20 protein-coding genes are annotated in these 19894 nt (G+C 72.1%); 10 read left to right on the plus strand and 10 right to left on the minus strand.

Annotated features, from left to right (window positions below):
• Positions 1-50 precede the first annotated feature (50 nt).
• The 4 genes from ACFP1Z_RS07895 to fabF all read left to right on the plus strand — a co-directional run bounded on the left by ACFP1Z_RS07895 (position 51) and on the right by fabF (position 3713).
• The gene (locus ACFP1Z_RS07895) at positions 51-1004 is read left to right on the plus strand and encodes an ACP S-malonyltransferase (protein ID WP_390315195.1); all 954 of its coding nucleotides are present in this window, start codon (positions 51-53) and stop codon (positions 1002-1004) included.
• A 13-nt stretch (positions 1005-1017) separates the two neighbouring features.
• Positions 1018-2061 (plus strand): ketoacyl-ACP synthase III, encoded by a 1044-nt coding sequence (locus tag ACFP1Z_RS07900; RefSeq protein WP_390315196.1) that lies wholly within the window; start codon positions 1018-1020, stop codon positions 2059-2061.
• A gap of 73 nt (positions 2062-2134) precedes the next feature.
• Entirely contained in the window at positions 2135-2383 is a 249-nt protein-coding gene (locus ACFP1Z_RS07905) for an acyl carrier protein (protein ID WP_390315197.1), read from the plus strand.
• A 67-nt stretch (positions 2384-2450) separates the two neighbouring features.
• On the plus strand, positions 2451-3713 hold the full coding sequence (gene fabF, locus ACFP1Z_RS07910; protein ID WP_390315198.1) for a beta-ketoacyl-ACP synthase II: 1263 nt from the start codon (positions 2451-2453) through the stop codon (positions 3711-3713).
• An 89-nt stretch (positions 3714-3802) separates the two neighbouring features.
• Here fabF and ACFP1Z_RS07915 read toward each other — a convergent pair whose 3' ends face one another.
• Positions 3803-4297 carry a DUF3145 domain-containing protein gene (locus tag ACFP1Z_RS07915; protein ID WP_390315199.1) on the minus strand — a complete coding sequence of 165 codons (495 nt, stop codon included), beginning with the start codon at positions 4295-4297 and terminating at the stop codon, positions 3803-3805.
• 300 nt (positions 4298-4597) lie between these two features.
• Between ACFP1Z_RS07915 and ACFP1Z_RS07920 the strand changes: the two genes are divergently transcribed.
• On the plus strand, positions 4598-5494 hold the full coding sequence (locus ACFP1Z_RS07920; RefSeq protein WP_390315200.1) for an SGNH/GDSL hydrolase family protein: 897 nt from the start codon (positions 4598-4600) through the stop codon (positions 5492-5494).
• 91 nt (positions 5495-5585) lie between these two features.
• Here the strand turns inward: ACFP1Z_RS07920 and ACFP1Z_RS07925 are convergent, their stop codons facing one another.
• Positions 5586-5777 (minus strand): hypothetical protein, encoded by a 192-nt coding sequence (locus ACFP1Z_RS07925; protein WP_390315201.1) that lies wholly within the window; start codon positions 5775-5777, stop codon positions 5586-5588.
• Positions 5778-5787: 10 nt separating this feature from the next.
• Positions 5788-6636 carry a helix-turn-helix domain-containing protein gene (locus tag ACFP1Z_RS07930; RefSeq protein WP_390315202.1) on the minus strand — a complete coding sequence of 283 codons (849 nt, stop codon included), beginning with the start codon at positions 6634-6636 and terminating at the stop codon, positions 5788-5790.
• Between the two features lie 268 nt (positions 6637-6904).
• Here ACFP1Z_RS07930 and ACFP1Z_RS07935 point away from each other — a divergent pair, with 268 nt between their 5' ends.
• Positions 6905-7426, plus strand: a complete 522-nt coding sequence (locus tag ACFP1Z_RS07935) for a hypothetical protein (protein WP_390315203.1) — start codon at positions 6905-6907, stop codon at positions 7424-7426.
• A 314-nt stretch (positions 7427-7740) separates the two neighbouring features.
• Here ACFP1Z_RS07935 and ACFP1Z_RS07940 read toward each other — a convergent pair whose 3' ends face one another.
• The 3 genes from ACFP1Z_RS07940 to ACFP1Z_RS07950 are packed head-to-tail and all read right to left on the minus strand — an operon-like array spanning position 7741 to position 11518.
• Positions 7741-9225, minus strand: coding sequence for a glycosyltransferase family 39 protein (locus tag ACFP1Z_RS07940; RefSeq protein WP_390315204.1), 1485 nt, complete (start codon positions 9223-9225; stop codon positions 7741-7743).
• Positions 9226-9260: 35 nt separating this feature from the next.
• On the minus strand, positions 9261-10829 hold the full coding sequence (locus ACFP1Z_RS07945; RefSeq protein WP_390315205.1) for a sensor histidine kinase: 1569 nt from the start codon (positions 10827-10829) through the stop codon (positions 9261-9263).
• The gene (locus tag ACFP1Z_RS07950) at positions 10826-11518 is read right to left on the minus strand and encodes a response regulator transcription factor (RefSeq protein WP_390315206.1); all 693 of its coding nucleotides are present in this window, start codon (positions 11516-11518) and stop codon (positions 10826-10828) included. Before ACFP1Z_RS07950 ends, ACFP1Z_RS07945 begins: the two co-directional genes overlap by 4 nt.
• Before the next feature lie 151 nt (positions 11519-11669).
• Here ACFP1Z_RS07950 and ACFP1Z_RS07955 point away from each other — a divergent pair, with 151 nt between their 5' ends.
• Together ACFP1Z_RS07955 and ACFP1Z_RS07960 are read left to right on the plus strand one after the other, a co-directional pair.
• Positions 11670-12944, plus strand: a complete 1275-nt coding sequence (locus tag ACFP1Z_RS07955) for a glycosyltransferase family 4 protein (RefSeq protein WP_390315207.1) — start codon at positions 11670-11672, stop codon at positions 12942-12944.
• Positions 12945-13207: 263 nt separating this feature from the next.
• Complete coding sequence (locus tag ACFP1Z_RS07960) at positions 13208-13555, plus strand: hypothetical protein (protein ID WP_390315208.1); 348 nt, start codon at positions 13208-13210, stop codon at positions 13553-13555.
• Between the two features lie 49 nt (positions 13556-13604).
• Here the strand turns inward: ACFP1Z_RS07960 and ACFP1Z_RS07965 are convergent, their stop codons facing one another.
• Positions 13605-14339 carry an MgtC/SapB family protein gene (locus ACFP1Z_RS07965; RefSeq protein ID WP_465269266.1) on the minus strand — a complete coding sequence of 245 codons (735 nt, stop codon included), beginning with the start codon at positions 14337-14339 and terminating at the stop codon, positions 13605-13607.
• A 199-nt stretch (positions 14340-14538) separates the two neighbouring features.
• Here ACFP1Z_RS07965 and ACFP1Z_RS07970 point away from each other — a divergent pair, with 199 nt between their 5' ends.
• The gene (locus ACFP1Z_RS07970) at positions 14539-15267 is read left to right on the plus strand and encodes a carbon-nitrogen hydrolase family protein (RefSeq protein ID WP_390315210.1); all 729 of its coding nucleotides are present in this window, start codon (positions 14539-14541) and stop codon (positions 15265-15267) included.
• Positions 15268-15332: 65 nt separating this feature from the next.
• On the opposite strand, the gene ACFP1Z_RS07975 is transcribed toward ACFP1Z_RS07970, so the two are convergent.
• Positions 15333-16367 (minus strand): NADP-dependent oxidoreductase, encoded by a 1035-nt coding sequence (locus ACFP1Z_RS07975; protein ID WP_390315211.1) that lies wholly within the window; start codon positions 16365-16367, stop codon positions 15333-15335.
• Positions 16368-16470: 103 nt separating this feature from the next.
• On the opposite strand from ACFP1Z_RS07975, the gene ACFP1Z_RS07980 reads away from it, so the two are divergent.
• Positions 16471-16899, plus strand: a complete 429-nt coding sequence (locus tag ACFP1Z_RS07980) for a MarR family winged helix-turn-helix transcriptional regulator (RefSeq protein WP_390315212.1) — start codon at positions 16471-16473, stop codon at positions 16897-16899.
• A 172-nt stretch (positions 16900-17071) separates the two neighbouring features.
• Here ACFP1Z_RS07980 and ACFP1Z_RS07985 read toward each other — a convergent pair whose 3' ends face one another.
• Together ACFP1Z_RS07985 and ACFP1Z_RS07990 are read right to left on the minus strand one after the other, a co-directional pair.
• Positions 17072-19123: a hypothetical protein gene (locus tag ACFP1Z_RS07985; protein WP_390315213.1), complete on the minus strand. Its 2052-nt coding sequence runs from the start codon at positions 19121-19123 to the stop codon at positions 17072-17074.
• Positions 19120-19830, minus strand: coding sequence for an ABC transporter ATP-binding protein (locus tag ACFP1Z_RS07990; RefSeq protein WP_390315214.1), 711 nt, complete (start codon positions 19828-19830; stop codon positions 19120-19122). The genes ACFP1Z_RS07985 and ACFP1Z_RS07990 overlap by 4 nt, the downstream gene beginning before the upstream one ends.
• Positions 19831-19894: the final 64 nt, after the last annotated feature.

Consider the following 19894-nt stretch of genomic DNA (forward strand, 5'->3'; position numbering starts at 1 on the left):
GTCCCTGTCCCCACGGGTGGGGCCTGCTGTCCACGAGAGAGAGTGTGAGGGTGCTCGTACTCGTCGCTCCCGGCCAGGGCGCTCAGACGCCCGGCTTCCTGACCCCCTGGCTCGACCTCCCCGGTGCCGCCGACCGGCTCCGTGAGTGGTCGGCCGCCATCGACCTGGACCTGGTCCACTACGGCACGAACGCGGACGCGGACGAGATCCGTGACACGGCCGTCGCCCAGCCGCTGCTGGTGGCCTCCGCGCTGCTCTCCGCGCGGCAGCTCCTCGCGCCGGAGGTGCTCTCCGCCCGCGTCGGCGCCATCGGCGGCCACAGCGTCGGCGAGCTGGCCGCCGCGGCCCTCTCGGGCGTGATCTCCGACACCGACGCGCTGCGCCTGGTGCGCCGGCGCGGGCTGGCCATGGCCGAGGCCGCCGCCGTCACCGAGACCGGCATGGCGGCCCTGCTGGGCGGCGACGCCGAGGTCGTCGTGCCGCACCTGGAGAAGCTGGGCCTGACCCCGGCGAACGTCAACGGCGCCGGCCAGATCGTGGCCGCCGGTACGGCCGCGCAACTGGCCGCGCTCGCCGAGGACAAGCCGGAGGGCACCCGCAAGGTCGTCCCGCTGAAGGTCGCGGGAGCCTTCCACACGCACCACATGGCTCCGGCCGTCGCGGCCCTGGAGGCCGCCGTCGACGGTCTGGTGCCCGCCGACCCGCACACGCGCTGCGTCTCCAACAAGGACGGCGCCGTCGTCGACAGCGGCAAGGACGTCGTGGCCCGCCTGGTGGGCCAGGTGGCCAACCCGGTGCGCTGGGACCTGTGCATGGAGACCTTCCAGCGGCTCGGTGCCACGGCGCTGATCGAGCTGGCTCCCGGCGGCACCCTGACGGGCCTCGCCAAGCGGGCCATGCCGGGCGTAAAGACGCTCGCCCTGAAGACCCCGGCCGACCTCGACGCGGCTCGCGAGCTGATCGCCGAGCACTCCGCCGACGCCGCCGCGAACCCGGCCGAATAAGGAGCCCGAGAGCATGACCGCGAAGATCCGGCCCGCCAAGGGCGCCCCCTACGCGCGCATCCTCGGTGTGGGCGGCTACCGCCCCACCCGGGTGGTCCCCAACGAGGAGATCCTCAAGTACATCGACTCGTCCGACGAGTGGATCCGCTCCCGCTCCGGCATCGCCACCCGGCACTGGGCCGGCCCGGAGGAGACGGTGGCGGCCATGTCGGTGGAGGCGTCCGGCAAGGCGATCGCCGACGCGGGCATCGACCCCGCGCAGATCGATGCCGTGATCGTCTCGACGGTGTCGCACTTCCAGCAGACCCCGGCCGTCGCGACCGAGATCGCGCACCTGGTCGGGGCGGGCAAGCCGGCCGCCTTCGACATCTCGGCGGGCTGCGCGGGCTTCGGCTACGCGCTGACCCTGGCCAAGGGCCTGATCGTCGAGGGTTCGGCGGAGCACGTCCTGGTCATCGGGGTCGAGCGGCTCTCGGACCTGACCGATCTGGAGGACCGCGCGACGGCCTTCCTGTTCGGCGACGGCGCCGGCGCCGTGATCGTCGGCCCCTCCGACGTGCCGGCCATCGGCCCCACGGTGTGGGGTTCGGAGGGCGACAAGGCGCACGCCATCAAGCAGACCCTGCCGTGGGACGTCTACCGGACCACGCCCGCCCCGGGCGGTGCCGCCGGGGACCGTCCGGCCGCCGAGGAGATCCGCTACCCGGCCATCACGCAGGAGGGCCAGGCGGTCTTCCGCTGGGCCGTCTTCGAGATGGCGAAGGTCGCCCAGCAGGCGCTGGACGACGCCGGGGTCAGCCCCGAGGACCTGGACGTCTTCATCCCGCACCAGGCGAACATGCGGATCATCGACTCGATGGTCAAGACCCTGAAGCTGCCCGAGAACGTCGTGGTCGCCCGCGACGTGGAGACCACGGGCAACACCTCCGCCGCCTCGATCCCCCTCGCCATGGAACGGCTCCTGGCGACCGGGGCGGCCAAGAGCGGCGACACCGCGCTCGTCATCGGTTACGGGGCGGGTCTGGCGTACGCGGCGACGGTCGTTACCCTCCCCTAGGCGAGATCCACAGGTCTCACCCCCAGCAGTACCCATCAACACAGAAGTTCCACCGCACAGAAGGAGCGCCGCCATGGCCGCCACCAAGGAAGAGATCCTCGCGGGTCTCGCCGAGATCGTGAACGAGATCGCCGGTATCCCGACCGAGGACGTCAAGGAGGACAAGTCCTTCACCGACGACCTGGACGTCGACTCGCTGTCCATGGTCGAGGTCGTCGTCGCCGCCGAGGAGCGCTTCGACGTGAAGATCCCGGACGACGAGGTCAAGGGCCTCAAGACGGTCGGCGACGCCACCGACTACATCCTCAAGCACCAGGCCTGACCTGAGCGTTCGTCGCCACCCCGGCGGTGGCGGTGCCCGTACCTCAACAGTGGAGACGAAAATTCCTGTGAACCCGACCAATCGCACCGTGGTCGTCACCGGTATCGGCGCAACCACACCGCTGGGTGGCGACAGCGCATCGACCTGGGAAGGCCTGCTCGCCGGACGCTCCGGCGTGAAGGCCCTGGAGGGCGAGCGGTTCGCCGACCTCCCGGTCCGTATCGCCGCCCCGGCGGCCGTGGACCCGGAGGACGTCCTGCCGCGCCCCCTGACCCGCAAGCTGGACCGCTCGGCGCAGCTCGCGCTGATCGCGGCCCGTGAGGCGTGGGCCGACGCCGGCTACACCGCCCGGGCGGGCGAGGACCCGGCGATCTCGCCGGAGCGCCTCGGCACGGTCATCGCCTCCGGCATCGGCGGCGTGACCACCCTGCTCGACCAGTACGACGTGCTCAAGGACAAGGGCGTCCGCCGGGTGTCCCCGCACACCGTGCCGATGCTGATGCCCAACAGCCCGTCCGCCAACGTCGGCCTGGAGGTGGGCGCCCAGGCGGGCGTGCACACCCCGGTCAGCGCGTGCGCGTCGGGCGCGGAGGCCATCGGCTACGCGGTCGAGATGATCCGTACGGGCCGCGCCGACGTCGTCGTCGCGGGCGGTACGGAGGCGGCGATCCACCCGCTGCCCATCGTGGCCTTCGCCAACATGATGGCGATGTCGAAGAACAACGACGAGCCGGAGAAGGCCTCCCGCCCCTACGACAAGGCCCGGGACGGCTTCGTGCTGGGCGAGGGCGCGGGCGTCGTGGTGCTGGAGTCGGCCGAGCACGCCGCCCGGCGCGGCGCGCGCGTGTACTGCGAGGTGCTGGGCCAGGGCCTGTCCGCGGACAGCCACCACATCGCGCAGCCCGAGCCGACCGGCCGCGGCATCGCCGCCGCCCTGCAGCACCTGCTGGACGGCACCGACCTCAAGCCCTCGGAGATCGTGCACGTCAACGCGCACGCCACCTCCACCCCGCAGGGCGATGCGGCCGAGATCAAGGCACTGCGCAAGGTCCTCGGCGACGACCTGGACCACGTCGCGATCTCCGCGACGAAGTCGATGACGGGTCATCTGCTGGGCGGTGCCGGCGGTATCGAGACGGTCGCGACCGTGCTCGCCCTGTACCACCGCACGGCCCCGCCGACGATCAATGTCGACGATCCGGACGAGGACATCGACGCGGACATCGTGCGCGACGAGCCCCGCCCGCTGCCGGAGGGCCCGATCGCGGCGGTCAACAACTCCTTCGGTTTCGGCGGCCACAACGTGGTCCTCGCGTTCCGCAGCGTCTGATCACGCGGCCTGATCGCTTCCGCGCGTACGAAGCGGCCCGCCCCCCGAAAGACTTCGGGGGGCGGGCCGCTTCACATCTCCCAGGACAGTCAGACGACTTGGTGCAGCCAGCGCACCGGCGCACCCTCACCGGCATAGCGGAAGGGCTCCAGTTCGTCGTCCCAGGGCTTGCCGAGCAGTTTGGCGATCTCCGCCTCCAGCTCGCTCTCGCCGCGGGCGGCGCGGGCGAGCGCGGCGCGCAGCCGGTCCTCGGGGACGAGGATGTCGCCGTGGATGCCGGTGACGGCGTGGAAGATGCCGAGGTCGGGGGTGGAGCTGTAGCGCTCGCCCTCGGCGGTGGCGCAGGGCTCCGCGGTCACCTCGAAGCGCAGCAGGTGCCAGCCGCGCAGGGCCGAGGCGAGTTTGGAGGCGGTGCCGACCTGGCCCTGCCAGGAGAATTCGCAGCGCCAGGTGCCCTGGGCGGCGGGCTGGCGGATCCAGTCGAGTGTGACGCGCACACCGAGTACGCCCGCGACGGCCCATTCGACGTGCGGGCACAGCGCGCGCGGCGCGGAGTGCACGTAGAGAACTCCACGTGTCGTCACCGGGACCTCCCGTGCGGTTCGAGGTTCGCCTTCCCCAGCGGCCTCGCATCCGTACCGGTCCCGCCTGGGACAGCAGCAGACATTCTGCCCCAATGGCTACTCCCGCACCAGCTCACGAGGTAACCAACAGTAAACACCATCGGGAGCAATTCTCCTGAAAAGGGACAGGAAGTGACGTGTTGTCTTTCGCTTTTTTTCGCGCGGGTTCCCGCCGCACGACGCTACCGCGCCCCTCACTGTCGCGGTGACGTACCGTCGAACGGGTACCGACGATTGCCACCGGGCGGGAGGGAACGCACGATGCGCGCCGTGAACGGCAGTACGGACCACAGGCCGCGCGCCCGGCTGCGGGCCGCCGTGGCCACCACGGCGGCACTGGCCGCCGTCGCCGCCGTCGCGGGCTGTGACAGCCTGCGCGACACCACCCACGACGGCCGCGCGGGAGCGGGCCCCAGCGCGAGCGCCGGGCCCCGCTGGAACCCCAGACCCGCCTCGATCGCCTCCCTAGGCGACTCCATCTCCCGTGGTTTCGACGCCTGTTCCGCGCTGAGCGACTGCCCCGAGGTGTCCTGGGCCACCGGCAGCCAGCCGCAGAGCCTCGCCGGCCGGCTCCTCTCCGACCCCCTCGACAACAGCTGGAACTACGCGCGCACCGGCGCCCGCATCGCCGACCTGCCGGACCAGGTACGCTCCGCCGCCGCCCGGAAGCCGGAACTGGTGACCGTCCTCATCGGCGCCAACGACGCGTGCCGCCCCAGCGTGGACGCGATGACCTCCGCCGAGGACTTCCGCGCCGGCTTCGCGGCCTCCGTACGGGAGCTGCGCGGTGCCCTGCCGAAGGCCCAGCTGTACGTGGCCTCCGTCCCCGACCTCAAACGCCTGTGGTCGCAGGGGCGCGAAAGCCCGTACGCCAAGACCGTGTGGAAACTGGGCATTTGCCAGTCCATGCTCCGCGACGCGGACGCCGTGGACACGGCGGCACGGCAGCGGCGCGAGCAGGTCTCCCAGCGGGTGGCGGCGTACAACGACGCGCTGCGGGACGTGTGCGGCAAGGACGCGTTGTGCCGCTTCGACGACGCGGTGCACGGCTATGAGTTCACGGGTGAGCAGTTGAGCAAGTGGGACTGGTTCCACCCGAACAAGGAGGGCCAGAACGCGCTGGCGGAACTGGCGTATCGGCGGATCACGACGGGGTGACCTTCCCGGTTCCGGGGGGTGCGGTTCCGGGTTGCGGTTCGGGGTGCCCCCGGCGGGGGCCTGCTCGGACTGACGGTGGCGCGGTGCGCCGTCAGAGCAGGTGGTCGGCCTGGCCGGCCTTGATGGCCCGGATGAGAGCCCGAAGGGCTTCGCGGGTGTCGGTGAGGTAAGCATCCTCAGCACCGCTGACGGCGATGTAGGCATTGCCCAGCGAGTCGGTTCCTATACGGAAGCAGGCGCTGGCCTCCGCGCAGTACGGGTCTTCCCAATGGATATGCGGCATCACGCGCTCCTCAGAGCTGTCGAAGGATGTCCTGGACAAAGTTGCGCGAGTCTCCCGGATCCAACGACATCCGTTCCATCCATTCCAGTTGCATACGGTACTTGGACAACTGCGCCTCGCCATGGAGGAATTCGGGACCATGCGTACTGTCCATCTGCACGGTGTCGAGCTGTGGCACCGGGCCCTCGGCATACACCACCGTCTGCCCGGCCCCCGGGAAGGCCCCACCCGAGACCGGCACCACGCGCAGACTTACATGACTCAGCTCCGACATGTGCAGAAGGTGCTCAAGCTGAGCACGAGCAACGCTCCGACCACCGAACTGCATACGGAGCGCAGCTTCATGCACGATGCCGAAGTATTCAGGGGCATGGTCTCTCGTGAGGACTTGCTGACGTTCCATCCTGTGCACCATCCGAAGCTCGAACTCCCGCTCAGGCAGAGGGGGAACAGCCGCGCCGAAGATCGCGCGAGCGTGGTCAACGGTCTGGAGCAGGCCCGGGATATGCACAATATGCGCCGCACGCAGTCGCACCGCATAGGCCTCCATCTCCGCGATGTCCAAGAGCCCACCCGGGAGACTCCCTCTGTAGCGCTCCCACCAGCCCCGGCCGGACTGGGCCATGACGGCGAGCGCATCCACGTATGCCTCGTCAGCGCATGCACAGTGACAAGCCCAACTCCGCAGCCGCTCCGGGCTGATGGGCCTCAGCCCCCTCTCGATGTTCGAGATCTTGCTGCGGTCGACACCAAGCAGTGAGGCGATGGCCTCAGCACTCACCTCGGCAGCCAGGCGCATCTTGTGCAGTTCCGAACCGAGCCTCCTCTGACGCTCGGTGGGCGACGTCCTCTGTGCCATGGCTCCCCTTCAGCTCGCGGATGGGCAGCAGTCTGCCGCCTCACGGAGAGAGCCATCCACCGAAGGGGCTAATTTTTCAGCGAGGGGGCCAATTGGCCCCACGATCCGCTACCTTCAGTAGCGCACAGCGCACGCACGGCGCGAACCGGAAGCGCATCCCCCGGCATGCCCGCCAGGGCGACAGGCCACCGGCACGCCGTCACACGTACACAACCCGCACGCGCAGCAGCGTGCGCACCCAACACCCCACCCCGAACCGGGAGTTCGCATGCCCGACGAGCCCTGCCCGTTCATCACCCCCGGCCGCCCCCGGCACCCGCACCCCACCCCGTACCGCACCGCCACCCCCACCCCCGAGGGCCTCGCGTACAGCTTCACGGTCCCGGGCGAAGCCCGATACGCCCCCGTCGTACGGGCGAACGTACTGGCCGCGCTCCGCGTCCACAGCATCCGCTACCTCGCGGAACCGGTACTGCACGTGGTCACCGAACTCCTCGCGTGCGGCGTCGCGTTCGCGCCGGGACACGACCTGTACCAGTCCCTGCGGTGGTCACGCGAAACGCTCCGCATCGTCAACTGGGACCCGCACGGCGCGCACCCCTCGAACCCCGACGCGGAGCGCACGTGCGAAGCGGGCCGCAGGCGGCAACTGCTCTTCCTGTCCTGCCTGGTGCGGGAGTGCAAGGGGGAATGGGGCATCACGGCGGCGTCGCCGTCGCACGAGGGGACGAAGGTGTGGGTGGAGCTCCCGGAGTCCGGCGCGATGGCGTACATCGCGCGACACGGCTGAAGACGCGCCTGGCGGGCAGTGAGGGTGCAGCCGCTGAGGACGACGGGGCCTGGTCGCCTCACCACACAGGTCTATATCCAGGTGTCGAGCCGCATCCGGTTGCGCCACGCGTCGATCGGGACCGGATGGCCCGTGTACAGGGGCCAGAGGCAGCGCCAGGGCCGACGGCGCCCCGAGCCGCCCCCACAGCCGGGTGCCGGGCCCGGGGTACGGCGGCACCAGGCGCTCCCGCACGTCCGGCTGCGGCCGCCCCGCACAGCCGAAGCGGCGAAGTTTGCGCTGCCACGGGGATTGCCGGGTCACAATGTCCTGGCTCATGTGGTGGGGCGTTGTTCGAGGGTGACGTCGATGCCGCGGGCGCTGTGGTGGCAGGCGGGGGAGAAGCCGGCGCGGGTGAGGGCTTCTTCCTGGGCTTCGGCGGTGCGGGCGGCGGCCTGGCGGGCGCCGCCGGAGAGGTAGTTGCAGTCGACGCGCCAGACGCGGGACGTGCGGGCCAGGCGCTGTTGCAGTAGGGCCGGGTCGGCGGGCAGGTTGTCCAGGGCGCCGAGTGTGGCGGCCGTCTGGCCCCTGCCCAGGTCGGGGCGGTTCATGAAGGCCTCTTTGAAAGCGCTGGCGATCAGGCCGCACCGGGCGCCGCTGAAGATGACGGCGTCGCCGGGCGCGTCGTGGATGCTCAGGGTTCTGATGACGGCGCTGGTGTCCCACGGACGGCTGTCCTCCTGGCGTATGGCCAGGTGGGACGAGGCGAGGGGGATGGCCACCAGGAGCACGAACAGCAGTTGCAGGCGCCAGGTGGCGACGGTGGCGGCCGTCGCGAGCAGCAGGGCCAGGGCCGGCAGGCAGAACAGCAGGTAGCGGTAGGCGAAGAGGGGGTGATCGAGCGAGACGGCCGCCAGGAGCAGCGGGGGGACGATCATCCAGGGCACGCCCACCGCGAGGGCCAGAGGCGGGGCCTTGTGCCGGCGCACCACCAGGAAGGTCAGGGCGGCGAGGGCGGTGCCGGTGAGCAGGAGCTTCAGCGCGGTGGGGAGGGTGTCCTGGCCGGGGGTGAGGAGCCAGGTGAAGTAATTGAACGGGGTTCCGGCGGTGACCGGTACGGCGTCGCCCACGGCGGAGCTCTGGGCGTAAGCGAGGATCAGCAGCGGGACGACGGCGGCGATGCCCGCGGCCTGGGCCAGCAGCAGGCGGACGACGACGCGGCGGCTCGGGCGCCGGAGGGCCACGGTGACCGCGTGGGCGGCCACCAGCAGCAGCCCCAGCAGGTTGAACCAGCCCAGCAGGGCGAGCAGCACGGCATAGCCGGCCGGCCACCGGCCCCGGGCCTGGCTGTACAGGGCTTTCACCAGGGCGCACGTGGCCAGGACTGCTACCGCCATGACGAAGGCGAACGAGCGGGCTTCCTGCGCGTAGCGCGACGCGGTCGGCAGAACGGCGAGCAGCAGCCCGGCGCACAGCCCGAGACGCGGACCGCCGAGCAGCCGTCCCAGCCAGGTGAGGCCGGCCGCCGCGACGGCCACCGCCACCGCGGAGGGCGCCCGCGTCAGGAATTCGTTGAGCCCCCCGTTCCACTGCCCGACCAGGTACATCAGCGCGTAGTGCAGGCCGTGCACCGCATCGACCTGCCCCAGCAGGTCCATCAACTGCGGCCAGGACCGGCGTGCCACGTCGATCGTGACGATCTCGTCGGTCCACGCGGAGGGGTTCGTGTTCCCCCAAACCCCGAGACCGAGGGCAAGGATCGGTGGCACCCACCCGGCCGGCCGCGTCCAGCGGGCACGGCCGGTGGACGCACCGGGCATAGTGGCGCACCGCATCGTGCGTGACGACTTGAAGCTCACGCGGTCGTGTCCGGCGGGCCGGGGAGGGTCAGGATGAAGGTGGTGCCGGGACGGGGGTGGTCGGAGCGGGCGGTGAGGGTGCCGTGGTGGCGCTCGGCGATATCGCGGGCGATCGCGAGCCCGAGGCCGCTGCCGCCCGTGTCGCGGGCGCGGGCCTCGTCGAGACGGGTGAACCGCTCGAAGACGCGCTCGCATTCGTCCGGGGTCAGAGGGGTGCCGTCGTTGTGGATGCTGAGTGTGTGTGTCGGACCGTCGTCGGTGACGTCCAGGACGACGGCGGTGCGTGCGTGCCGTACGGCGTTGTCGAGGAGGTTGCGCAGCAGTCGGTGGAGCTGTGCGCCGTCGCCGCGGACGGGGGCCTGGTCGGGGCTGCTGCGCAGCGAGACGGGGTGCCCGCGGTGCTGGTACTCGTGGACGAGTTCCGCGGCGAGGCCGGCCAGGTCGATCAGGGAGTGGCCGCCGGGCTGGTCGGGGCGGGCCAGCAGGAGCAGGTCTTCGGTGAGACTGTGGATGCGCCGGGTGGCGGCGAGGGCCTCGTGGAGGGTCCGGCGGGGGTCGACGGTGTCGGGGTGGGCGAGAGCGGTTTCGAGTTCGTAGCGCAGGGCGGCGACCGGGGAGCGCAGTTCGTGCGAGGCGTCCGCGACGAAGCGGCGTTGGCGTTCTACGGCGGTCTCCAGCCGGTCCAGAGTGGTGTTGGTGGTCAGTGCCAGGTGGCGGACGGGGTCGCGGGCGTCGGGGACGGGGACCCGGCGGTCGAGGCTGGTGTCGGTGATCACGGCGACCTCCTGCCGGATGGCCTCGACCGGGCGCAGGGAGCGGCGTGCGGTGGTCCAGGCGAGGGCGGCGACCAGCAGCGCGGCGAGAGGGACACCTGTCATGAGCGGGGTGCGCAAGGGGGCGGTGGCCAGCTCGGCGTAGGAGGGGGGTACGAGGACATAGAGGGTGGAGCGGCACGATCCGTCGGCTTCGGTGGGCAGGCGACATGCCTTCGCGGGGGTGTGCACGGCGGTGGCCCAGACGGTGATGGTGCGGTGCGCGAAAGTGTGAGCTTGCCGGTGGGCGAGGAGAGCCTGCTGCTCGGCCGTGGTGTCGTGGCTGGGGGGCGGCTTCAGCGTTCCGTCGGGACGGTGGAAGCGGGCCCGGTCGTGTTCGTCGACCGCGCCGACGTGGACCGTGCCCCGTTGCGGGCTGCTGGTCGTCCCGTGTGGAGGCTGGGCGGGGGGCGGGGGGAGCAGCGCTTTCAGACCGGTGAGGTCCTGGGTGCCGCCGACTGCGGCGATGATGCGGCCTGTCCGGTCGACCTCGATGAGGGGCCAGCTGAGCACGGGGTCCTTGAGATCTTCTCTGCCGGCGGCCGCCTGGGCGGCGAGTTGAACGGACAGCTCGTACGCCCGGTTGTCCGTCGTCCGATACGCGTCCGCGCGGACATGCTCGAACAGCCACCACGCCCCGCTGCCGAACAGCACCAGGGCGGCGGCCCCTGACGCGAGTGCGATGCGCGCCTGTCCGGACAGGACACGGAACAGGGCCGGTGCGCGGCGTGAGGAACGCTGCTGTGCGGTCATGACGGCTGTTCGCAGGGCGTGAGGCGGTAACCGTATCCGCGGACGGTCTCGATGCTGTGGGTGGCGAAGGGGGCGTCGATCTTCTTGCGCAGCGCGGAGATGTACACCTCCACGATGGCGGTGCCCCCGCTGTAGGCCGGGTCCCAGACCTCGTCGAGGATCGCCTCCTTCGACACCGGGCCGTCCGGTGCGTGCAGCAGACAAGTGAGGATGGCGAACTCTTTCGGTGTCAGGGCGAATTCGGTGGCACCCCGGCCCGCGCGGCGGGAGGTCAGGTCCGCCCACAGGTCGCCGGCGCGCAGCACGGACCGGCCGGTCGCGGCGGTGCTGCCCCGGCGCAGCAGGGCCCGCAGCCGCGCGAGCAGGACCACCGAGGAGAACGGCTTGACCAGGTAGTCGTCGGCGCCGGTGTCCAGGCCCTCCGCCTCGTCGTACTCGCCGTCCTTCGCGGTCAGCATCAGCACGGGCGTACTGAGGCCCGCGGCGCGCAGAGCGGAGCAGACGCGGTAGCCGTTCAGGCCGGGGAGCATGATGTCCAGCACGATGACCGCGTGATCACCGGTCAGGGCCCGTTCCAGTGCGGTGGTGCCGTCACGGACGAGTTCGACGCGGTAGCCCTCCGCTGTCAGGCCGCGCTGCAGGGCGGGCCCGAGCTGCGGATCGTCCTCGACGACCAGGATGCCTTTCACGCTGTCGAGCCTTGCATACCGCGTGCCCTTTTTCCCAAAGATGATCTTTGGGTTCTTTAGATCATCTTTGGGTCGGTTCTGCACGCTGTGTCTCCACCACACCAGGCAGGGGTGCCCGCCCGTCCAGCCAGTCCGCCGGAGATGCAGACAGATGCGTATTTCCTTCCTGCTCCACAACGCCTACACCGTCGGCGGCACGATCAGGTCGACGTTCAACCTCGCCGCCGCACTGGCCGCCCACCACGACGTGGAGATCATCTCGGTGCTCCGCTACCGCACGACACCGGCCATGGGGGCACCACCGCAGGTGCGGTTGACGCCTCTGGTGGACCTGCGCCGCGGTTCCGCGCACTACGACGGCGACGATCCCCGCCACGCACAGCCCGCCCGAGTCTTTCCCCGCGCGGACGGCCGTCACCGGCAGTACAGCCGCCTCACGGACGAACGGATCGGCCGCTGTCTGTCCCGTCCGGACACAGACGTGATCGTCGGCACCAGACCGGGACTGAACGTGCACATCGCCCGGCAGGCTCACCCCGCCGCCATCAGAGTGGGCCAGGAACACCTCTCCCTCTCCGGCCACGGATGGCGCATGCGCCATGAGATACGTCACCGCTACCCCCTGCTGGACGCGCTCACCACCGTGACCGAAGCCGACGCGGACGCCTACCGGCAACTGGGCCTGCCCGACGTACGGGTGCAGGCGATCGCGAACAGCGTCCCCGCCATGACCGCAAGGCCGACCGGTCACGCCGGCAAGGTCGTCGTGGCCGCGGGACGGCTCATCCCCGTAAAGCGCTACGACCTCCTCGTCAAGGCCTTCGCCCACGTCGTCGCCGCCCACCCGGACTGGCAACTGCGGATCTTCGGCAGAGGCGACACCACCGGCAACGAGAGGAACACCCTGGCCACCCTCATCGACGACCTCGGGCTGAACGGCCACGTCTTCCTCAACGACCATGTCGGCTCCCTGGAAGCAGAGTTGGCGGAAGCGTCCATCGCTGTCTCCGCCTCCGACCGGGAGTCCTTCGGCATGACCATCGCCGAGGCCATGCGCTGCGGCCTTCCTGTGGTCGCAGCCGACTGCCCCCACGGGCCGCGCGAGATCATCACCCACGGCGTCGACGGACTCCTGGTCCGCCCCGGCGACACCGAAGGCCTCGCCGCCGCGCTGTGCGACCTCATCCGCGACGACACCCTGCGTCGGCGCATGGGCGAAGCAGCCCGGCACAACTCGGCCCGCTACGCCCCGGACCGTATCGCCGAACAACACCTCGGCCTCTACCAGGACCTGCTCAAGCGAGGCCCGGGCCGACGCTCACTCAGCCCACTGCGGGAAGCCGCCCACCGGACACGGACCACCGCCATCGACACCGCGCACCGCCTGCGATCCACCGCGCGCCGCGCGGTCGCGCGGCGTGGCTGAAGACGCGCCAGGACGGCGAGTCCGGAACGGGCGCGCCTGGCCGGGGCGGTTGTACGGACCGTCACCCACAGGGAACGCATGGAGCAACTCCGCGCGTTCCTCGCCCCGTTGACTGGGGCAGCGTCGGCACAGTCCGGCCGGAATCCCCGGCTCCCCCACCGGATCGAGACAGCGATTTCGGCCCTGACGTGGCCGACAGGCGTGCGGCTACCGTCGTGGGCGGTCCGGGGAGAGGCCCCGGGCCCGCGACAGGGGGCAAGGGCATGGCGGACGCCGTATTCCCGACGGGCACCAGCATCGTTCGCAACCAGGCACTGACCAACGGCAGGGGCGACTCGGTCCTCCGCCTGCAGGACGACGGGAACTTCGTCCTGTACCAGGACGACAAGCCGACGTGGCAGGCGGAAGGCGTCTATCCGAACGGGCGCGCGGCCGTGTTCGCGTACGACGGCAACCTCGTGGTCCTCGACGAGAACCGTCGCGTGATCTGGGAGTCGAGGACGGGGGCGCACGAGAACCAGGGCTCGACGCTGGCCGTCCAGGACGACCACAACGTGGTCATCTACAACCCGGAGGGCCGCCCGATCTGGGCGACCGGCACCAACAACTGAGGCAGCAGGCCCACTCACGGGGCGGAACGGGCTTCCGCCCCGTCCCACCTCACTCCGTACTGTCCCGCTGCGACCGCAGCCCCACCCCCACGATCCCGTCCCAGTGGGCGAGTTCCTCCACGAGCGGGTGCGCGGAGCCCTTGCCCTCCAGGCTCAGGACGACGTCGGCGGAGGGGCCCTCGCCGTTCGGTGCGGAGTCGATGTGGACGTCGGTGACGCGGAAGCCGCGCTTCGTGCACAGCTCCAGCACCCGGCCCAGCAGACCCCGGTGCGTACGGTAGGACAGCCGCAGCTCGACGCGCTCGACGGCCGGTACGGTCGCCAGGTGCCGGGTGACGACGGGGAAGCCGCGTACGACCAGGAAGTGCACGGCGGCCACGGCCGCGCCCAGCAGCGGCAGCCCGCCGCCGCAGGCCATGCCCACGGCGCAGGTGAGCCAGATGGTCGCGGCCGTGGTCAGGCCGCGTACCGCGTCCCGGCGGACGAAGATCAGGCCACCGCCGATGAAACCGATGCCGGAGACGATCTGCGCGGCGACCCGGGAGGGGTCGAAGGACACGCTCGGCAGGCCGACGGCGGCGCCGAAGCCGTGCACCGAGATCTCCATGATGAGCGCGCTGCCCACACCGACGAGGGTGTGCGTGCGCAGCCCGGCGCTCTTCTGCTGGATCTCGCGCTCCAGGCCGATGAGGGAGGACAGCAGGAGCGCTATCCCCAACTCGGCCAGCTGACGGGCGCCTTGACCGGCCCGGGGGTCGAACAGGCCGGCAGGCGAGGCGGATATGTGCGCGGAGGTGACGAGTTCGGCGAGTTGCATGTCGGCATTGTGGCGCGAAATCGACGGTGGGAAGAGGGAGTTGACACTCCCCTTGCGCCCTACGGGCCCCGGTGACAACGTCCTGCCCCAGGGGGCACTGTCCGGGCGTCGGGACGGCCCCGTATCCCCGTCACCTCCTCCCCCGCCCGTCGGCAATCATGTGCACATGATCATCGCAGCAGCTCAATTCACCTCCGAGCCTCGCGACGTGACGGCGAACGCCGCCCGCGCCGCGGAGCTGATCAGTGAGGCGGGCCGGCTCGGAGCCGCGCTCGTCGTCTTCCCCGAACTGGCCCTGCCCGGCTACGAGCTCGACGCGATAGCCGCCGGCCCGGACCGGCTCGCGCTCGCGCTCGCGCCGGACGACCCGCGACTGGACCCGGTCCGCGACGCCTGCCGCACGGCGCGGGTCGCCGCCGTGACAAGTTGCGCCGGGCGGCTGCCGGGCGGTCCGTCGATCAGCGCCTTCGTGTACGGGCCGGACGGCGCGCTCCTGACCCGCTACGACAAGCTGCACGTGACGGACCCCGAGCGCACCGCCGGCTTCGTCCCCGGCGCGGCGGACGGCCGGTTCACGCTCGACGGGACCGCCTTCGGCCTGGCCATCTGCTACGACGCGCACTTCCCGGACCTCGCCCGGCGCGCAGCCGCCGACGGCTGCCGGGTGCTGCTGGCCAGTTCGCTCTACGGGCGTGGTGGCGGCGCGGAGGAGCGGCGGCGGATCTTCCCGGCCCTGGCCCGCGACAACGGCCTGCACGTGCTGCTCGCCAACCACGCGGGCCCGGCCGGTCCGTACGACGCCTGCGGGCTGAGCGCGGCCTGGGCGCCGGACGGCGGCCTCCTCGCGGAGGGCTCGACGACGGAGCCCGGGCTCGTCCTGGCGGAGGTGGGCTGACATCCCGGACACGGCGACGGGCCGCGCTCCGGCGGGAGCGCGGCCCGTCCGACGCCCAGGGGACGTCAGGCGTCCAGCGTCACGATCATCTTGCCGATGTTCTCGCCGCGCAGCATGCCGAGGAAGGCGTCGCGCATGGAGTCGATGCCGTGCTCGACGGTCTCGCGGTAGATGAGCTCACCGGAGCGGATCCACTGCGAGACCTCCTTGACGAACTGCGGCTGCAGGTCGTAGTGGTCGCGCACGATCATGCCCTGGATGCGCAGCCGCTTGCCGATGACGGAGACGAGGTTGCGCGGGCCGGGGCTCGGCTCGGTCGCGTTGTACTGCGAGATCATGCCGCAGACGGTGATCCGGCCGTGCTGCTTGAGGGCGTCGATGGCGGCTTCGAGGTGCTCGCCGCCCACGTTGTCGAAGTAGACGTCGATGCCGTCGGGGGCCGCCTCGCGCAGCTGCTCGGCGACCGGGCCCTTCTTGTAGTTGAAGGCGGCGTCGAAGCCGTACTCCTCGACGAGCAGGCGCACCTTCTCGTCGGAGCCCGCGCTGCCGATGACCCGCGAGGCACCCTTCAGCTTGGCGATCTGGCCGACCTGGCTGCCGACCGCGCCCGCCGCGCCGGAGACGAAGACGGCGTCGCCCTCCTGGAAGGAGGCCACGCGCAGCAGACCGGCGTAGGCGGTCAGGCCCGGCATGCCGAGGACGCCGAGGTAGGTCGACAGGGGGGCGAGCTCCGGGTCGACCTTGGCGGCGGCGCCGGCGTCGACCAGCGCGTACTCGCGCCAGCCCAGCCCGTGCAGGACATGGTCGCCGACGGCGAAGGCCTCGGAGCGGGAGGCGACGACCTCGCCGACCGCGCCGCCCTCCATCGGGCGGTCCAGCTGGTAGGCGGGCACATACGAGGCGGCATCGTTCATGCGGCCACGCATGTACGGGTCGACCGAGAGGTGGATGTTGCGCACGAGGATCTGGCCCTCGCCGGGCTCGGGGACCGCGACCTCGCGCAGCGCGAAGTTCTCCGGCTCCGGCCAGCCGTGGGGACGGCTGACGAGGTGCCACTCGCGGGCCGTCGCGGGCACGGGGGATGCGGACGCTGCGGTCATGGGGGACGCGCCTCCTCAAGGGTTCAGCAATGAAACTTCAGCAACTGAAACAACCATGCTCCTTGATATTTCATGTTGTCAAGCAAAGCGCTATCCTGGGGGCATGGCCACTCGAAACGACGCCCTGACCTGCGAGGTGGTCGACCTCATCGCGACCGTCGTGGCGCGCTACCACGAGGAGTACGAGGAGGCGGCCGGGAAGCACTCCCTGACCGGGGCGCAGGCGAAGGTGCTCGCCCTGCTCGCGCGCGAGCCGCTGCCCATGCGGCGCATAGCGCAGCAGCTCAAGTGCGAGCCGTCGAACATCACGGGGATCATCGACCGCCTGGAGTCGCGCGGCCTGGTCGAGCGCCACCCGGATCCGGACGACCGCCGCGTCAAGCTCGCGGCGGTCACCCCGGAGGGCAGGGTGACGGCCGCGCGGCTGCGGCAGTCGCTGGACTTCGCCCGCGAGCCGCTGGGGAGCCTGTCCGCCGAGGAGCGCGGCACCCTGCGGGACCTGCTGCGGCGGATGCTGGGCGAGACCGGCTGATCGGCGGCGCCCCTCGCCGGGGCCGCCGGAGCCCGGTCCCGCCCGCCGGGCGGCCGGTCACGATGAGGGCGGCCGCCGCGTGCGGCCACGACGCTTGCGGAGCCGGCGGCGCGCGGAGCCGGCGGCGCGCCGTACCCGCCAGTACGAGTCCCCCGCCACGCGGAACAGCCGCTCAGCGCCGCACCAGCCGACCCGCCGCACGCCCCGCCGCGTACAGCAGTACGGCCGTCAACACGGCCGTCACAGCCGCCGCGTTGCCCACGGCCGCCGCGTCCAGCCCCCGCGTCAGGGCCGGGCCGAGCGCGAGCAGCAGACCCCCGACCGTCAGCAGCGGCCCCGCCGCGTACCAGGCGAAGAAGACGAGTACCCCCGGATCCCCGACGGGCGTCGTGACGCCCGTGAACAGCAGGTGCGTCCGCATCGGCCCCCGGCAGGCCGCGAACACGGCGGCCGCCGCGCACGGCACCGCGCACACCGGCATCAGCAGCAGCGCCCACGGCGCGCCCGCGACGGCGAACGGCACCCCCGCGAGCAGCCCCAGCAGCGCGCCCACCCCGGCCGGGACGATCGCGTGCTGGAGCATCAGCGTGCGGAAGCGGTACGGCGCCCACGCCGCCCGCCGTACGTCGTCCGTCTCCAGCCGCGCCGGCTCGGCGAGCGCGCCCACGGCGACGTAGCCCAGGAACAGGGCGAGCGCGAGGACGAACATCCGCTTCCCGCCGTCGAGTTGCACCCCCAGGGCGGCCGTGCCGGCGGCGCACACCGTCCACATCAGGGCCTTGGCGAGCCGGCCGGGCGCACGCAGCAGCGCCTGCGCGTCGCGCCAGACGACCACCAGGCGGCGGCTGCGCGGCACGGGAAGCCGCACCCGGCGGATGCGGCCGTCGCCGACGGCGTCCAGCAACGCGAGCCTGGCGGCCCGCAGTTCGACCGTCCACAGCACGGAGGTGACGGTCTGCGCGGTCGCGGCCCTGCGGCGCAGCTGCGCGTTCGGCACGTGCGCCGCGTCGCGGTGCCCGAGCACCAGTCCGGCGGCGGTCAGCAGGCCGAGCAGCGCGAGGGCGAGCGGCCAGGCGGGCGCGGCGGCGCCCGTCGCGGCGAGTACGGGCTGGGCCGCCCAGCCCCACGGCCCGGACCACAACTCGACGGTCTCCAGCGGCGCGAGCCGCCGCCCGGAGGCGGCCGCCGCGAACTGCGCGGTGAGCAGCATCAGGGCGACCACGACGGCCGGGGTCCAGCGGCGCACGGCCCGCGCGAGAGCGGGCCGCCGCTCGACGGCCATGGCCAGGCAGACGGCCTGCAGGGGCAGGCACACCGCCGCCGGCAGCAGGGCGAGCAGCGCCGTCGGGGCCGGGGCCAGGCCCACCACGCGCAGGGCGACCGCCCCGCCGAGGGCCGGCAGCAGCGCGGAGGCGACGGCGAGCCCGGCCGACAGCCAGAACCACGGCCGCAGCACCCGCGCACGGCGCACCGGCTGCGCGAGCAGCCACCCGACGGACGGCCCCGGTACGACGACCGGGCCGCGCCACAGCGCGTCCCGCGCGGCGGCCAGAGCGAGACCGCAGGTCAGCAGCGCGAACAGGGCGGGCAGTACGCGCTGCGCGCCGTCGGCGAAGCCGCTGTAGTCGGCGCCCAGTTCGACGTTCCGCAGGAAGTGGAAGGCGTAGCCGCCGCCGTAGCCGAGGGCGGCGACGAGCAGGGTGTAGACGACGACGGCGACCTCGCGGCCCTTCTGCCGACGGTGCGCGCGGCGCTTGTCACGCAGCCACCGCAGAGTCTCGCCGGTGCGGTCGTCGTCGGCCTCGTTCCAGGAGGCGTCGTCGGGGGTGCCGTCGGGGGCATCGTCGAGGGTGCCGTCGGAGGCGCCCTCGGACGGCGCGTCGGCGCCGACGGAGGCATCCTCGGGTGCCGCATCGGCCCCGGCGAGGGCTCCCCCGGAAACCGCGCCGACACCACCGGAAGCACCCCCCGGTGCCGCATCGGCCCTGGCGAAGGCACCCCCGGAAACCGCGCCGACACCACCGGAGGCTCCCCCGGGCACCGCATCCGCCCCGGCGAAGGCACCCCCGGAAGCCGCGGCCCCGCCGCGCGCGGTTGCCGGGCCCTGCCGCCCGGCCCCCGGCGCCTCCGCCGCGAGCGGACCCCGGGCCGGGCCGGCCTCCGTCACCCCGGACGCCTCCGCACCCCGCTCGCGCGGCTCCCCCCGCCGCTCCGGCGCGCTCATGCCCGTATCCCCAGTTCCCGCAGGACGTCCGCCGGTGTCCCTTCGGCGACGAGCCGGCCGTCCTCCAGCGCGATCATCCGGTCGGCGACGGCTTCGGCGAGCTCGGCCTGGTGCGTGGCGAGCAGCACGGCGACGCCGTCCGCCTTTTCGGCGGCGAGCAGTTCGGCGAGGCGCCGGCGGGCGCCGGGGTCGAGGCGCTGTTCGGGTTCGTCGAGGACGAGCAGGTCCCGCGGGCGTACGAGCGCGGCCGCGAGCAGCAGTGATTGGAGCTGGCCGGAGGAGAGCGAGCCGGGCAGGGCGTGCGCGTGGTCGGCGAGTCTGCGGTCGGCGAGCACGTGGTCGATCCACGCGTGCGCGTCGTCCACGGCGTGGGCGACGGCGACGAGTTCGAGGTGCTCGCGCACGGTCAGGTCGGGGTAGGTGGCCACGGTGTCGCCGACGACCGCGACCCTGGCCCGTACCTCCGGGTCGTCCTCGGCGACGGGGCGGCCGTCGAAGAGGGCGCTGCCGCCGGTGGGGACGTCCCGGCCGCTCGCGATGCGCAGCAGCGTGGACTTCCCGGAGCCGTTGTGCCCGAACAGGGCGGTGCAGGAGCCCCGTTGGAGGTCGAGGTCGAGCGGGTGCAGTGCCTTGCGCTCCCCGTAGCTGCGGCTGACGCCCCGCAGCCGCAGGAGCGGGGGCGGGGCGGTGTCGCCCTGCGCGGCCATCTGGCCTCCGTGTGACGGTCGGTGTCGGGTGATCGGTGATCGTGATCGGTCGTTCGACCCTAAC

The sequence above is a fragment of the Streptomyces gamaensis genome, from assembly GCF_042656465.1.
Classification (GTDB): Bacteria; Actinomycetota; Actinomycetes; order Streptomycetales; family Streptomycetaceae; genus Streptomyces; species Streptomyces gamaensis.

Excerpts from the sequence above, each read along its gene's own strand:
- ACFP1Z_RS07905 (WP_390315197.1), top strand. The coding sequence starts at position 2,135 with ATGGCCGCCACCAAGGAAGAGATCCTCGCGGGTCTCGCCGAGATCGTG.
- ACFP1Z_RS07940 (WP_390315204.1), bottom strand. The coding sequence starts at position 9,225 with ATGCCCGGTGCGTCCACCGGCCGTGCCCGCTGGACGCGGCCGGCCGGG.
- ACFP1Z_RS07925 (WP_390315201.1), bottom strand. The coding sequence starts at position 5,777 with ATGCCGCATATCCATTGGGAAGACCCGTACTGCGCGGAGGCCAGCGCC.
- ACFP1Z_RS07970 (WP_390315210.1), top strand. The coding sequence starts at position 14,539 with ATGATCATCGCAGCAGCTCAATTCACCTCCGAGCCTCGCGACGTGACG.
- ACFP1Z_RS07980 (WP_390315212.1), top strand. The coding sequence starts at position 16,471 with ATGGCCACTCGAAACGACGCCCTGACCTGCGAGGTGGTCGACCTCATC.
- ACFP1Z_RS07930 (WP_390315202.1), bottom strand. The coding sequence starts at position 6,636 with ATGGCACAGAGGACGTCGCCCACCGAGCGTCAGAGGAGGCTCGGTTCG.
- ACFP1Z_RS07920 (WP_390315200.1), top strand. The coding sequence starts at position 4,598 with ATGCGCGCCGTGAACGGCAGTACGGACCACAGGCCGCGCGCCCGGCTG.
- ACFP1Z_RS07945 (WP_390315205.1), bottom strand. The coding sequence starts at position 10,829 with ATGACCGCACAGCAGCGTTCCTCACGCCGCGCACCGGCCCTGTTCCGT.
- ACFP1Z_RS07985 (WP_390315213.1), bottom strand. The coding sequence starts at position 19,123 with ATGAGCGCGCCGGAGCGGCGGGGGGAGCCGCGCGAGCGGGGTGCGGAG.
- ACFP1Z_RS07975 (WP_390315211.1), bottom strand. The coding sequence starts at position 16,367 with ATGACCGCAGCGTCCGCATCCCCCGTGCCCGCGACGGCCCGCGAGTGG.
- ACFP1Z_RS07935 (WP_390315203.1), top strand. The coding sequence starts at position 6,905 with ATGCCCGACGAGCCCTGCCCGTTCATCACCCCCGGCCGCCCCCGGCAC.
- ACFP1Z_RS07960 (WP_390315208.1), top strand. The coding sequence starts at position 13,208 with ATGGCGGACGCCGTATTCCCGACGGGCACCAGCATCGTTCGCAACCAG.
- ACFP1Z_RS07955 (WP_390315207.1), top strand. The coding sequence starts at position 11,670 with ATGCGTATTTCCTTCCTGCTCCACAACGCCTACACCGTCGGCGGCACG.
- ACFP1Z_RS07900 (WP_390315196.1), top strand. The coding sequence starts at position 1,018 with ATGACCGCGAAGATCCGGCCCGCCAAGGGCGCCCCCTACGCGCGCATC.
- ACFP1Z_RS07990 (WP_390315214.1), bottom strand. The coding sequence starts at position 19,830 with ATGGCCGCGCAGGGCGACACCGCCCCGCCCCCGCTCCTGCGGCTGCGG.